At 37.3% G+C, this 15144-nt stretch carries 6 protein-coding genes; 4 read left to right on the top strand and 2 right to left on the bottom strand.

Annotation, left to right across the window (positions count from 1 at the left end; translation table 11 throughout):
* Window positions 1–160 precede the first annotated feature (160 nt).
* Window positions 161–1519 (top strand): rhodanese-related sulfurtransferase, encoded by a 1359-nt coding sequence (locus OLM54_RS16005; protein ID WP_264535578.1) that lies wholly within the window; start codon window positions 161–163, stop codon window positions 1517–1519.
* 99 nt (window positions 1520–1618) lie between these two features.
* On the opposite strand, the gene OLM54_RS16000 is transcribed toward OLM54_RS16005, so the two are convergent.
* Window positions 1619–2593, bottom strand: a complete 975-nt coding sequence (locus tag OLM54_RS16000; protein ID WP_264535577.1) for a type IX secretion system membrane protein PorP/SprF — start codon at window positions 2591–2593, stop codon at window positions 1619–1621.
* 41 nt (window positions 2594–2634) lie between these two features.
* Window positions 2635–10332 (bottom strand): T9SS type B sorting domain-containing protein, encoded by a 7698-nt coding sequence (locus tag OLM54_RS15995; RefSeq protein ID WP_264535576.1) that lies wholly within the window; start codon window positions 10330–10332, stop codon window positions 2635–2637.
* A gap of 374 nt (window positions 10333–10706) precedes the next feature.
* Between OLM54_RS15995 and OLM54_RS15990 the strand changes: the two genes are divergently transcribed.
* From OLM54_RS15990 to OLM54_RS15980, 3 genes are read left to right on the top strand one after another with little or no spacing between them, the layout of a single operon-like run.
* Window positions 10707–12050, top strand: coding sequence for a stage 0 sporulation family protein (locus OLM54_RS15990; RefSeq protein ID WP_264535575.1), 1344 nt, complete (start codon window positions 10707–10709; stop codon window positions 12048–12050).
* Window positions 12034–12513 (top strand): gliding motility lipoprotein GldH, encoded by a 480-nt coding sequence (locus OLM54_RS15985; RefSeq protein ID WP_264535574.1) that lies wholly within the window; start codon window positions 12034–12036, stop codon window positions 12511–12513. Before OLM54_RS15990 ends, OLM54_RS15985 begins: the two co-directional genes overlap by 17 nt.
* A gap of 10 nt (window positions 12514–12523) precedes the next feature.
* On the top strand, window positions 12524–14827 hold the full coding sequence (locus OLM54_RS15980) for a penicillin-binding protein 1A (RefSeq protein ID WP_264535573.1): 2304 nt from the start codon (window positions 12524–12526) through the stop codon (window positions 14825–14827).
* The last annotated feature ends 317 nt before the right edge of the window (window positions 14828–15144 follow it).

The raw sequence follows: 15144 nt of genomic DNA, 5'->3' as shown, positions 1-15144 counted from the left end.
AAAAAGACCGATGAAATTAATTTAAAAAAAACTTTAAGTAGTATTTAAATGGCTTTTTGGGTTTTTGAAATTGCAGATAAAAAACTTACCTTTGCACCCGAATTCACTCAGAAAATAGAATTCACTACATATTATTTCTCAACTTAAAAAAGTTTATAGCATGCAACTGTACAACACTTTAAGCGCAGAAGAAAGAGCCATCATGATCGATGATGCCGGTAAACAACGACTAACGTTGTCTTTCTATGCGTATGCCAAAATTCAAGATCCCAAAAAATTTCGCGATGATTTATTTTTAGCCTGGAATAAGCTCGATGCTTTAGGCCGAATTTACGTTGCCAACGAAGGAATAAACGCTCAGATGAGTATTCCTGAAGAAAATTTGGAGGCTTTTAGAGAAACTCTTGAAGTGTACGATTTCATGAAAGGCATACGATTGAATGAAGCTGTAGAACATGATGATCATTCGTTTTTGAAATTGACCATTAAAGTTCGTGATAAAATTGTTGCCGATGGTTTAAACGATGAAACATTTGATGTAACAGATATTGGTGTTCACTTGAAAGCCAAAGAATTCAATGAAATTTTAGATGATCCAAACACAATTGTAGTTGACTTTAGAAATCATTACGAAAGTGAAGTTGGACATTTTAAAGGCGCTATTACTCCGGATGTTGAAACTTTCAGAGAGAGTTTGCCAATAATCAACGAACAGCTTCAAAATCATAAAGAAGATAAAAACCTGGTAATGTACTGTACCGGTGGAATTCGCTGTGAAAAAGCAAGTGCTTATTTTAAACACCAGGGTTTTAAGAATGTTTATCAGTTAGAAGGCGGAATTATTAATTACGCCAAACAAATTGAGGAAGAAGGTTTGGAAAGCAAGTTCATCGGGAAAAACTTTGTGTTTGATAATCGTCTTGGCGAAAGAATTACCGAAGATATTATCTCCCAATGTCACCAATGCGGAAAACCTTGTGACAATCATACCAATTGCGAAAATGACGGATGCCATTTATTATTTATTCAATGTGATGAATGTAAAGCCGCCATGGAAAATTGCTGTTCTACAGAATGTCTGGATGTTATACATATGCCTTTGGTTGACCAAGTTCGTTTAAGAACCGGAAAACAAGTTGGAAACAAAGTTTTTAGAAAGGGAAAATCTGAAAATTTAAAGTTCAAACATTCCGGAGAACTATCAAATGCTTCTTTAGGCACAGCCGAAAAGCCAGCTGATATCCGTCAAAAGATTAAAGTAAAAAAAGCATTACTTGGAAAAGCAGAACATTATTACGTTAAAGCAAAAGTTGGACAATTTACTGTTGAAAATCAAGAATTAAATGTTGGTGATAAAATCTTAATTTCAGGACCAACAACCGGTGATCAGGAATTGGTTTTAGATAGAATGATCGTTGATGGAGCTGAAACCACAATAGCAAAAATTGGAGATAAAGTTACTTTCGAAGTTCCATTCAGAATAAGATTATCAGACAAAATATATAAGGTTTTAAACTAAAAACCTTGTTCAATCTAAAAGCCTATTTCGCGTTAAAACGAAATAGGCTTTTTTATTTAATTATCCGAGTCTTGAAATAAGAGCCGGAATCGTATGTTTTTAGTGATGAACCGGACTTTGCGTACAAGGACAATTACTGATTCCGCGTAAAAAGTCAATACCAATAGTAACAACATGTGTTCCTGAATTGTAAGCTCCAAGCTGGTTTAATGATGCCTGATAAGAATATCCAAAATAGAAATCATTCTTTTTAAATCCTGCCATTGGTCCGATCATTAAGGGTTCTAAAACCTGATCGTTTAAGAAACGGTAAGAAACTCCGATCCAAAAATAATCTTCGTAACGATTGTATTGTCGGTACTTAAAATTTAAATCTGTACTGGAACGCTTATCACTGGCAAACATTTGATAATATACAGAAGGTTCGAATTCTACCTTGTTATTGCTAGCAGCTTTAAACGTATATCCTGTATACAATTGATAGTTGCGAAGTAAACTTGGCTCTATTCCGGTGAATTGATCTATCTTTTTCTCGAGTATATTACTGATATTCAGACTCAAAAAATAACCTTTGTTTCTGTATAATGCTCCTACATCAAAGTTGCTGTTAGCTACATATCGATTATTCGTAATGCCGGGATCTGAAATTGGGTTTTCATAAGTAGGTCTGAATTTATCAACGTCAATTTTAAAATTATTAAAGTTGTAAGAAATCCCAAGTGACAAATATTGCTTTGAATAATAATCTAAAATTAAGTGATGGGCAAATGATATTTTAGCCCCCATTTGTTTAGTATATCCATTGCTGTCATTATAAAGTGAAATCCCCACTCCGGAACGATCCAAAACTCTAAAATCAGCATATAGAGATTGATTGTTTGGTGCATCTTTAATGCCCACCCATTGCGTTAAACCATTGGCGCGAATTCTTAGGTTGTCTCCAATTCCGGCATAGGTTGGCGATACAACAAATGGATTATCTGATAAATATTGTGTAAAAACCGGTAAGTTTAACTCCTGGCTGTAACCTGTTGTTACAGCCATAAGTATAATTGTTATGATAATTTTTTTCATGGTATTGTAAATTTTAGATAACATAATTATTTTGTTATTAGTTATCTGTAAAGGGTGAAATGTCCAACAAACTCTCTGTTGTCCTTATTGTCGTTGAGTTTCAATACATACCAGTAATCACCGGAAGACAACTCTGTGCCATTGTATTTCCCATCCCATTTTTGACCAAACATATAATTACCGATTATACGACCGTGTCTGTCAAAAATCGTGAACGTTAAGTGCTTGTAATTTATACTGCATCCTGGACCCCATTCGTCATTTACTCCATCTCCGTTAGGAGTAAAGTGATTTGGTATACAAACATCGATGTACTCGAAATATCTTGAAGCGGTAGCTGTACATCCATTTTTATCTGTTACAGTAACTGTATATGTTCCTGATTTATAAATAATGAACTTATTAACGGTACTATAAGATTCTCCTTCAAAAGAATATCTGTATTGTCCTTCCCCACCTGTTGTAGTTGCTACAATCTCATTTAGTTCTCCATCAGCTAACGTTAACGTTAGAGGTTCAATATAGTCAACAATAAATTCTCTGGTTGATTGTGTACAGCCATTTGTGTGTCTCGCTTTTATCGTGTGACTACCTGGGGGGATATTTACAAAAGTATTATCTGATTGGTAAGTTATTCCGTCCAGAGAGTAGTCTAAATCATTAAGATCTGTAATACTTGGGTCTACTGAAATTGTAACTGAGTTTGACGGAATATCATTCAGACAAGAATAACTAACGTTTGCGACAGGATTAATTACAGTTGCTTTTGGCATAATCACTTCAAGTTCTGTAACACAATCTGATGCATCTTTGATATAAACGGTATGTGAGCCTCCACCAAGATTCATAAAAGTATTCTCATTATCGTTGATTTCAGTATATGTACCATTTTTATTATCTAAACTTACGGTATAAGGCATTATTCCTCCTGTAATTTCAATCTTGAATGATCCGTCTTTATCTGCTGAACAATATTCTGGAATTATACTATTTGTAACAAGGTCAGCGGTTAATGTTGAAGGGGCAATAATGAAAACATTTTCAGGTTCAGATTTGCAATCTCCATTTTTAGCGTATACTAAATATTGCCCGACTGGAGCAACTACTATAGCTCCTGTTTGAACAACTCCTGTTTCTGGAGTTATTGTATAATTATATAAAATATCGTAATTTGTAATGGTAAAACTTCCTGTTGTGGTTTCGCAGGTAGGTTGTGTTACAGTACTTAATGTTGGAACTTCGGCTGTTGTCAACTGAGCTGCATTGCTAAAAGGAACTGATGCTGCAGAAGTACAATTAGCATCTCCTGAAGTTACAGTATACGGAGTTCCAATTACCATTCCGCTGATAAGTCCTGCTGTATCCACAGTTGGTCCTGTCGGATCAAAAGCATAAGTATTGCCCAAAACATAATTGCTGATGGTACTTGTAGCTGCCGCCGAACAAGTTGCTGTTACAGCAGTTATAGTTGGAACCTCTGCTGTTGCCAACTGAGCTGTATTGCTAAAAGGAACTGATGCTGCAGAAGTACAGCTGGTATCTCCTGAAGTTACAGTATACGGAGTTCCAATTACCATTCCGCTGATAAGTCCTGCTGTATCCACAGTTGGTCCTGCTGGATCAAAAGTATAAATATTCCCTGCAACATAATTGCTGATGGTACTTGTAGCTGCTGCCGAACAAGTTGCTGTTACAGCAGTTATAGTTGGAACTTCGGCTGTTATCAACTGAGCCGCATTGCTAAAAGGAACTGATGCTGCAGAAGTACAGTTAGTATCTCCTGAAGTTACGGAATACGAAGCTCCAATTACCATTCCGCTGATAAGTCCTGCTGTATCCACAGTTGGTCCTGTCGGATCAAAAGCATAAGTATTGCCCAAAACATAATTGCTGATGGTACTTGTAGCTGCCGCCGAACAAGTTGCTGTTACAGCAGTTATAGTTGGAACCTCTGCTGTTGCCAACTGAGCTGCATTACTAAAAGGAACTGATGCTGCAGAAGTACAATTAGCATCTCCTGAAGTTACAGTATACGGAGTTCCAATTATCATTCCGCTGATAAGTCCTGCTGTATCCACAGTTGGTCCTGCTGGAACAAAAGTATAAATATTCCCTGCAACATAATTGCTGATGGTACTTGTAGCTGCCGCCGAGCAAGTTGCTGTTACAGCAGTTATAGTTGGAACCTCTGCTGTTATCAACTGAGCTGCATTACTAAAAGGCACAGATGCTGCAGAAGTACAGTTAGTATCTCCTGAAGTTACGGAATACGAAGCTCCAATTACCATTCCGCTGATAAGCCCTGCTGTATCTACAGTTGGTCCTGTCGGATCAAAAGTATAGGTATTCCCTGCAACATAATTGCTGATGGTACTTGTAGCTGCCGCCGAGCAAGTTGCTGTTACAGCAGTTATAGTTGGAACCTCTGCTGTTGCCAACTGAGCTGCATTACTAAAAGGAACTGATGCTGCAGAAGTACAGTTAGCATCTCCTGAAGTTACAGTATACGGAGTTCCAATTACCATTCCTCTGATAAGTCCTGCTGTATCCACAGTTGGTCCTGCTGGATCAAAAGTATAAGTATTGCCCAAAACATAATTGCCGATGGTACTTGTAGCTGCCGCCGAGCAAGTTGCAGGAGTTTTTTCAATTACCGGAACCTCTGCTGTTGCCAACTGAGCTGCATTACTAAAAGGCACAGATGCTGCAGAAGTACAGTTAGTGTCTCCTGAAGTTACGGAATACGGAGTTCCAATTACCATTCCGCTGATAAGTCCTGCTGTATCCACAGTTGGTCCTGCTGGAACAAAAGTATAGGTATTGCCCAAAGCATAATTGCTGATGGTACTTGTAGCTGCCGCCGAGCACGTTGCTGTTACAGCAGTTATAGTTGGAACCTCTGCTGTTATCAACTGAGCTGCATTACTAAAAGGAACTGATGCTGCAGAAGTACAATTAGCATCTCCTGAAGTTGCAGTATACGGAGTTCCAATTACCATTCCACTGATAAGTCCTGCTGTATCCACAGTTGGTCCTGTCGGATCAAAAGCATAAGTATTGCCCAAAACATAATTGCTGATGGTACTTGTAGCTGCCGCCGAACAAGTTGCTGTTACAGCAGTTATAGTTGGAACCTCTGCTGTTGTCAACTGAGCTGCATTGCTAAAAGGAACTGATGCTGCAGAAGTACAATTAGCATCTCCTGAAGTTACAGTATACGGAGTTCCAATTACCATTCCGCTGATAAGTCCTGCTGTATCCACAGTTGGTCCTGTCGGATCAAAAGCATAAGTATTGCCCAAAACATAATTGCTGATGGTACTTGTAGCTGCCGCCGAACAAGTTGCTGTTACAGCAGTTATAGTTGGAACCTCTGCTGTTGCCAACTGAGCTGTATTGCTAAAAGGAACTGATGCTGCAGAAGTACAGCTGGTATCTCCTGAAGTTACAGTATACGGAGTTCCAATTACCATTCCGCTGATAAGTCCTGCTGTATCCACAGTTGGTCCTGCTGGATCAAAAGTATAAATATTCCCTGCAACATAATTGCTGATGGTACTTGTAGCTGCCGCCGAGCAAGTTGCTGTTACAGCAGTTATAGTTGGAACTTCGGCTGTTGCCAACTGAGCTGCATTGCTAAAAGGAACTGATGCTGCAGAAGTACAGTTAGTATCTCCTGAAGTTACGGAATACGGAGTTCCAATTACCATTCCGCTGATAAGTCCTGCTGTATCCACAGTTGGTCCTGTCGGATCAAAAGCATAAGTATTGCCCAAAACATAATTGCTGATGGTACTTGTAGCTGCCGCCGAACAAGTTGCTGTTACAGCAGTTATAGTTGGAACCTCTGCTGTTGCCAACTGAGCTGCATTACTAAAAGGAACTGATGCTGCAGAAGTACAATTAGCATCTCCTGAAGTTACAGTATACGGAGTTCCAATTACCATTCCGCTGATAAGTCCTGCTGTATCCACAGTTGGTCCTGCTGGATCAAAAGTATAGGTATTGCCCAAAACATAATTGCTGATGGTACTTGTAGCTGCCGCCGAGCAAGTTGCAGGAGTTTTTTCAATTACCGGAACTTCGGCTGTTGTCAACTGAGCTGCATTACTAAAAGGCACAGATGCTGCAGAAGTACAGTTAGCATCTCCTGAGGTTACAGTATACGGAGTTCCAATTACCATTCCGCTGATAAGTCCTGCTGTATCCACAGTTGGTCCTGCTGGATCAAAAGTATAAATATTCCCTGCAACATAATTGCTGATGGTACTTGTAGCTGCCGCCGAGCAAGTTGCTGTTACAGCAGTTATAGTTGGAACTTCGGCTGTTGCCAACTGAGCTGCATTGCTAAAAGGAACTGATGCTGCAGAAGTACAGTTAGTATCTCCTGAAGTTACGGAATACGGAGTTCCAATTACCATTCCGCTGATAAGTCCTGCTGTATCTACAGTTGGTCCTGCTGGATCAAAAGTATAAGTATTCCCTGCAACATAATTGCTGATGGTACTTGTAGCTGCCGCCGAGCACGTTGCATCTTTTTTGCTCATTGTTGGCGTCAATGGCATCGCATTAATCTTTACATCATCATCCGTAGTTAAACTTCCATTAAAATTAGATCCAAGCACATCTCCTCCTATTTCATAATTATTTAGTCCTGCGTAAGAATTTATATAAGGAGTTATTTTTTTATTAGGATTACGCGATGTTGGGTCATTGTAGGTTGCCTGTGCATTTACACTATAAGTTCCTGATGGAAATACAGAAGTAATTTTTCCTTTTAGTGAAATTATCACTATACTATTAAAAGGAATCTCAAATCCCCGTACTATTGGATTAGTTGAGCTATTAGCATTAGTCAATTGTCCTATTGGACCACTGGCACTATTCGAATACGATGCTGTAGCAGAATCAAAAGACATTCCGGTTGGGAAAATTAAATTTAGTTCAACTCCTTTGGCAGTTTCAAATCCTGTATTGCTGATTGTAATTTCATAAGAAATAATTTCCCCAAAAGTATTGCAAACATTCTTGGTTATTGACTTTACAGCTGTTGTCAGAAAGGGCAAACAATTAGAATTATCAAAAGCCACCTTACTAAATTGAGCAGATGCAGTCGATGTACAATTAGTATTCGCATCACGTGAAGTAACCGTATAGTCTATTCCTGGAATCATTCCGGTTATAACACTACTTGCAGAAACCTCAGGTCCCAATGGATCAAAGGTATAAGTGTTGCCACCAACATAATTATCAATTTTATTGATGCCTTCCATGCTGCATGTTGAAGCTGTTGTACTAATTATAGGTTTTGCTACTTCTGGTAAAATCACAAAATCTACCGCAATTCTAGGAGAACCGGTTATCCCATCCCAAATATAATAAGTCGTTTTGCCAGGTGTATTAGTATCAGGTAAACCTGATCCGGGAACTCCAGCAGGATTAAAATTAGAACCCCAGGCAATTGGATTACCCCCTGTTTCTGAAGTATACCATGAATTTGTAGGATTTAAGAAAAATCCGCCGTCCTCAGGAGGCGTTAATGTCCATGTATAGTCTATTGGTTTTTGTGAAATAGATGCATTTACAAGAGATACTAATGTATAGAGAGTACCTACTTCGAGACGTGCAGTAAGTGTAGGGATTTGCCCCCCCGAAACGCCATAATCATCGCCTTCCACAATCCATGTTCCATCTCCGGGACAAGTGCCTAGTGTATAATTACCTTTGTAAATATATCCTGCTCTATAATCAGTATTTAAACCTGTCAGTTTCATAGTGTAAATACCAGTTACATTTACTGAAAAAGTTTTAGTATGGTATGTTGCAGTAGCTGTTGAATTAAATGAGCAGGGTGGAGTTGGTATTCCAGGATTAACACGCGGATTAGTTGGCATATATGTTTTGGGATCTGTAAGAGGATTCCAAGTACCAGTAAACACCGTTTCAGCTTTACTATCTGTAGTTGCAGTTAATGATCCGGATTCACCTTTACAAATCGTAATTCCTTTGGCATCAATTATTGCTGGTTTTGGATTTACAGTTACGACTACTGGTTTAATTATCTGACAACCGTTAGGTGTTGTGTTTTTAATATAATAAGTGCCGGAAACGGCTACCGTTTCAGAATTTGTTAAAGGAATCGTTGCTAAAGAATCTTTCCAGTAGCTTAAAATTCCCAGTGAGCTATTTGCGTTTACAGTTGTTGCCAGATCTATAGTAGCTGGTAAAAATACTGTTGAAGGATTAGTAATATTTAATACTGTTACTTTACTAGTAGCAACAGGCAGTCCTGAAGGGCAACCTGCAGAATTTTGACAATTTACTAACGTTGGTGGATTTAAATACTTATTATTTCCCGGAGTTGTTACCCATGTTCCAGTATCTGATATTGGAATAGAAGGAACTGATATTTTTACCTCTTCCCCATCTATATATATTCTTCCTATGGTCTCTATTTGCATTATATCGGTTAAGTCACAATCTGCTTTTACAACGATTAACACAGCCGGATCACGCATATAGTCTAAATTCCAGAGATACGGAAAATCTGTATATGTGGAACCACCAATAGATGAAAAGGAATTATCTGAAGGGGTAATAAATTCCGGTCCTCTCACCAAAGTTGTATGAGCCGGCATATCAATAGAACCCGTTACGTTTTTAAGAGTTTTATGATTAGGATCAGTATTTGATAATCTTAAAATAAAAGTGATATTTTCTCCCGGTTCAATTATACCATTATTATTTGCGTCCCTTACATTTAACCAGGCAGAAATTGTTGGAGTTTCTATACGAACCTCAATCTCCTGTAAACTACTTTCACAATTTGCACTACTCTTTTGTTTAAGTTTATATTTTGTGTTTACTGTTAAAATTGGAGTTGTAAAAGTAGTACCTTGATGTAACAATACACTTCCGGTTGAATCGTACCAGGAAATAATGGCACCGGGATATCCAGACACTGTAAAAGTAGTAGAAGTATTAGTATTAATTGTTTTAACTATTGCCCCTGAAACTGGATCAACATCACCATCTGTAATTTTAGGAGGATCTATTGTAGCAGTAAAATTTATGGCGTCCAGAAAATTACCCACCGTTAAATCACTCGTAGCAGTAGAAAGAGCTTCAAAAATAAAGCGGGTTTTAATTTGACCATTAGGCACCGTATAAGTCCCTCCGTATAATTCCCATTTTTTTCCAGTAGAAACTGTTGTGACAGTAGTATAGGGACCTCCGGGAGGACCAGCTTTTAGGACCATTTTATCCACTCCATCTCTGCCCATATGGGCAAATGAATAGTTAAAATAAGTAGCAATTGATGTATCATAATCCTGGTATAATCCTGAAGATTGATTGGCATTAAGTTCTACAAATTGAGTTCCGGAATAGGCATAACGATTCTGAGTCCCTCCATTTTTCCAAAATTCTAACTGCCCATCTGTGGCAGTAGTTCTCCACCCTAGTTGTGGAGCATATGTGTCTTGATGTATGTTTGTTCCAGAACTGGATATTACAGGATATTCAAAATCTGCATTTATGGTATTAACTGTGCATTGTCCTTGCATAGCAAAGCAATACATAAAGAAAACTATTATTTGTAATAATCTTAAACGCGTAGAAATACCTGCTGAATTATTTTTATCTAGTTGAAATGAAATTGTATTCCAAAAAGAAAATCTTGTTTTTTGATAAAAAGTCTGCTCAAATGAAATAAGTTGTAAATGTTGAAAATTTTGCATAATTAGTTATTAAGTAATTAATAGTTAGGTATTTTGGTTTTCAAACTCAATCTTTATTCAGGTACTTTTTACATTAATAATCGACAGCATTTGTTCTGAATAACAGTACTTTAGGGTTTTTTTTAATTTGGTAAAGTTTGAAGGTGCAAAATTCCCTCATTTTGTAGCATTTTATTAACCGTATAGGACATGAGAGTATTAGAATAAGCCATATTTAAAATTTTTAGAAAGTCTTTTTACTTAAAAATGAATGAGTTACCTATTTAACAGAGCTTTAGAACAATGGTTAAAAGCAAACTAAAAAAAATACTATCTTTACCGATCAAACGTTTATGAACTTAAGTTGCTTTTTTTGCAACACTACATATATAATTATGGCATGTACAAGTTGTTCAACCTCAGATGGCGGAGCGCCAAAAGGTTGTAAAAATAATGGGACTTGCGGCACCGATAGCTGCAATAAATTGACCGTCTTTGACTGGCTTGCAAACATGAGTCCGTCTAATGGAGAGGCAATTTTTGATTGTGTGGAGGTTCGTTTTAAAAACGGACGTAAGGAATTTTTTAGAAATACAGAAAAATTAACTTTAAGTATTGGTGATATTGTAGCAACTGTTGCATCACCGGGACATGATATTGGGATTGTAACCCTGACAGGAGAATTGGTAAAAATTCAAATGAAGAAAAAAGGAGTAAATCACGAAAGCAATGAAGTACCTAAAATCTACCGTAAAGCATCCCAAAAAGATATTGATATTTGGTCTGTAGCGCGTGATCGCGAAGAACCGATGAAAGTTCGCGCACGTGAATTAGCGATTTCGCACAAACTTGAAATGAAAATTTCTGATATTGAGTTTCAGGGAGACGGATCGAAAGCTACGTTTTACTACACAGCAAATGACAGAGTCGATTTTAGACTTTTGATTAAAGATTTTGCAAAAGAATTCAGCACAAGAGTCGAAATGAAACAAGTTGGTTTCCGTCAGGAAGCAGCTCGTTTAGGAGGAATTGGTTCTTGCGGACGTGAACTTTGCTGTTCGACTTGGTTAACAGATTTTAGAAGTGTTAATACATCAGCGGCACGTTACCAACAGCTTTCTCTAAATCCACAAAAACTAGCCGGACAATGCGGAAAATTAAAGTGTTGCTTAAACTATGAGCTTGACACTTACATGGATGCATTAAAGGATTTTCCGGATTATGACACTAAATTGGTGACAGAAAAAGGAGATGCAATCTGCCAAAAACAAGATATTTTTAAAGGATTAATGTGGTTTGCCTACACTAATAACTTCGCAAACTGGCATGTTTTGAAAATAGATCAGGTAAAAGAAATTATTGCGGAAAACAAACAGAAAAACAAAGTTTCTTCATTGGAAGATTTTGCTATTGAAGTAGTTTCAGAACCTGAAAAAGACTTTAATAATGCAATGGGTCAGGAAAGTTTAACCCGTTTTGATCAGCCAAAAAGAAAGAAAAAACCAAATCGTAAACGCAAACCAAACGCAGAAAATGCGATTGTGGCAGCTCCGGTTAAACCTCAGCAAGCAAATAACCCTAACATTAATAAACCTGTAGGAGGAAATCCAAACAAACAGAACAATAAGAATAATAACAATAAGCCGAATCATTCGAATAAGCCAAAATCGAATGAAAATAATAAACCGGCTGAACCGAGAAAACCTATAATTATTACTAAAAATGAGAATAAAAAATAGCGGAATTCTTCTTTTGGCAGCAATACTTCTTTTTTCGTGTGATAAAAAAAGAGTTTTTGATCAGTACAAATCTGTTGGAAGTGCCTGGCATAAAGACAGTGTTGTAACCTTTGATCTGCCGGTTTTAGATTCTACCAAAAAATACAATTTATTTGTAAATTTGAGAGATAACAACAATTATCCTTTCAAAAACTTGTTTTTAATTGTTGCTATTGAAATGCCAAATGGTTTCACCAAAGTTGATACTTTAGAGTATGAAATGGCAAATCCGGACGGAACATTGTTAGGAAATGGTTTTACAGACATAAAAGAAAGTAAACTGTTTTATAAAGAAGATGTAAAATTTAGAGGAAAATATAAAGTGCACATCAAACAAGCAGTTCGTGAATCAGGTAAAATACCCGGTGTTGAAGCTTTAGATGGTATTACAGATGTAGGTTTTAGAATAGAACAAAAAGATTAGATAAATAGTTATGGCCACCCAAAAAAACAATCAACCTAATAGTATTAAAGATATTAACTACTATAAAAAGAAATTCTGGAGAGTTTTTGCTTATACTTTATTAGGCATTTTAGCTTTCTTTTTATTTGCTTCGTGGGGATTATTCGGATCGATGCCTTCTTTTGAAGATTTAGAAAATCCGGACTCTAATCTGGCTACAGAAATTATTTCGTCTGACGGCGTTGTAATTGGTAAGTATTTCAAAACCAACAGATCACAATTGAAATATTCGGATTTGCCAAAAAGTTTAGTTGAAGCTTTGGTCGCTACCGAAGATGCGCGTTTCTACGAACATTCAGGAATTGACGGACGCGGAACTTTAAGAGCCGTTTTTACTTTAGGAACAAATGGTGGAGCAAGTACTTTAACGCAACAATTAGCAAAACAATTATTTCACGGAGAAGGCTCTAAGTTCTTGCCTTTTAGGGTTGTACAGAAAATAAAAGAGTGGATTATCGCCATTCGTCTGGAAAGACAATATACCAAAAATGAAATTTTGGCAATGTATTGCAATGTTTATGACTTCGGAAACTATTCTGTTGGAGTAAGTTCTGCGGCGCAAACCTATTTTTCTAAAGATCCAAAAGATCTAACAATGGATGAATCTGCTATTTTAGTGGGAATGTTCAAAAACTCCGGATTATACAATCCTGTAAGAAATCCCGAAGGAGTAAAAAACCGTCGTAACGTGGTTTTGTCACAAATGGAAAAGGCTAAGATGATTTCCGAATCAGAAAAAGAAAGATTACAAGCCTTACCGATCGCATTAAAATTCAAACTTGAAAGTCACCGTGAAGGTACAGCAACCTATTTTAGAGAATACCTTCGTGATTATATGAAGAAATGGATGGCTGAAAACAAAAAGCCGGACGGTTCTGATTATGATATCTACAAAGATGGTTTGAAAATATATACAACTATCGATTCAAGAATGCAGCAATATGCTGAAGAAGCAGTTTCTGCACACATGAAAAATTTACAACAACAATTTTTCATCGAACAGAAAAACAATAAAAATGCACCTTTTGTAAATATCACCCAGGCAGAAACAGATAAACTTATGATGCAGGCCATGAAAAACTCAACACGTTGGGCAATCATGAAAGATATGGATAAAAGCGAAGACGATATCATTGCTTCATTCAAGGTAAAAACACAAATGCGCATTTTTACCTGGAAAGGCGAGCGTGATACTATTATGACACCGCTGGATTCTATTCGTTATTACAAACACTTTTTGCAGTCTGGTTTAATGGCGATGGAGCCACAAACCGGAAATATTAAAGCGTGGGTTGGCGGAATCAATTATAAATATTTCCAATACGATCACGTAGGACAGGGAGCAAGACAAGTAGGTTCTACTTTTAAACCTTTTGTTTATGCAACTGCTATCGAAGAATTAAATATGTCTCCTTGCGATTCTATTTTAGACGGACCTTTTATGATTCATAAAGGACGTCACCACGTAACGGAAGACTGGGAACCAAGAAACTCAGACAACAGATATCGCGGAATGGTAACCTTAAAACAAGGTTTGGCAAATTCGATCAATACAGTTTCGGCAAAATTAATAGATCGTGTTGGTCCGGAAGCCGTAGTTGAATTAACACATAAATTAGGCGTTAAAACAGAAATTCCTGTTCAGCCATCAATCGCTTTAGGAGCTGTAGATATTACTGTCGAAGATATGGTTGCGGCCTATAGTACCTTTGCAAATCAGGGTGTTTATGTAAAACCACAATTTTTAAGCCGTATCGAAAATAAAAGCGGAGAGGTTATTTATGAGCCAATTCCTGAATCACACGACGTTTTAAATAAAGATATTGCTTTTGCCGTAATCAAATTATTGCAGGGAGTTACAGAAACCGGTTCTGGTGCACGTTTGCGTACACAAGGCGGTGGAAGCGGAGATAACCGCTGGACAGGATATCCATACATGTTCAAAAATCCGATTGCGGGTAAAACAGGAACAACACAAAATCAATCTGATGGTTGGTTCATGGGAATGGTTCCAAACTTAGTAACCGGTGTTTGGGTTGGTTGTGAAGACCGTTCAGCACGTTTTAAAAGTTTAACTTACGGACAAGGAGCAACTGCTGCATTGCCGGTTTGGGCTTATTTCATGAAACTTTGTTATGCCGATCCAAATCTTCAGGTTTCTAAATCAGAATTTGAGCGTCCGGCAAATCTTTCTATAAAAGTAGATTGCTATAGCGCACCAAAAGTGAAAGATACTACGCAAACAGAACAAAATACAGACGAGTTTGAACTATAGTTTTCAGTCGCAGTTCATACAGTCGCAGTTTTCAGTTTTTCTATAAGGTTTTGTAAAATCTTGCAGGATCTAAAAAAAAATCCTTTTGTGCCTTCTGAAATTCGGAAGAATACAAAAGGATTTTTTTTGGAGTAATGTTGCTATACTCCTTTAGGAGTTAAATGTTGGTAGCAAATAACGATATGGCATTCCGGAATGTCCCGTAGGGACTAAACTTTTCAGAATCTTAATGAATTCAACGTATAGTCCCTATGGGACAAAAATATTACGGACAATATATTTTCTACCAACATTTAATCTCTACGAGATATATTTAC

Source organism: Flavobacterium sp. N1736 (genome assembly GCF_025947065.1).
GTDB lineage: Bacteria > Bacteroidota > Bacteroidia > Flavobacteriales > Flavobacteriaceae > Flavobacterium.
Note: the sequence above shows the minus strand (reverse complement) of the source record. Positions and strands in the feature narration are given on the sequence as shown.

Coding starts and splice junctions, on each gene's coding strand:
- OLM54_RS16005 (WP_264535578.1), top strand. CDS start 161: ATGCAACTGTACAACACTTTAAGCGCAGAAGAAAGAGCCATCATGATC.
- OLM54_RS16000 (WP_264535577.1), bottom strand. CDS start 2,593: ATGAAAAAAATTATCATAACAATTATACTTATGGCTGTAACAACAGGT.
- OLM54_RS15995 (WP_264535576.1), bottom strand. CDS start 10,332: ATGCAAAATTTTCAACATTTACAACTTATTTCATTTGAGCAGACTTTT.
- OLM54_RS15990 (WP_264535575.1), top strand. CDS start 10,707: ATGGCATGTACAAGTTGTTCAACCTCAGATGGCGGAGCGCCAAAAGGT.
- OLM54_RS15985 (WP_264535574.1), top strand. CDS start 12,034: ATGAGAATAAAAAATAGCGGAATTCTTCTTTTGGCAGCAATACTTCTT.
- OLM54_RS15980 (WP_264535573.1), top strand. CDS start 12,524: ATGGCCACCCAAAAAAACAATCAACCTAATAGTATTAAAGATATTAAC.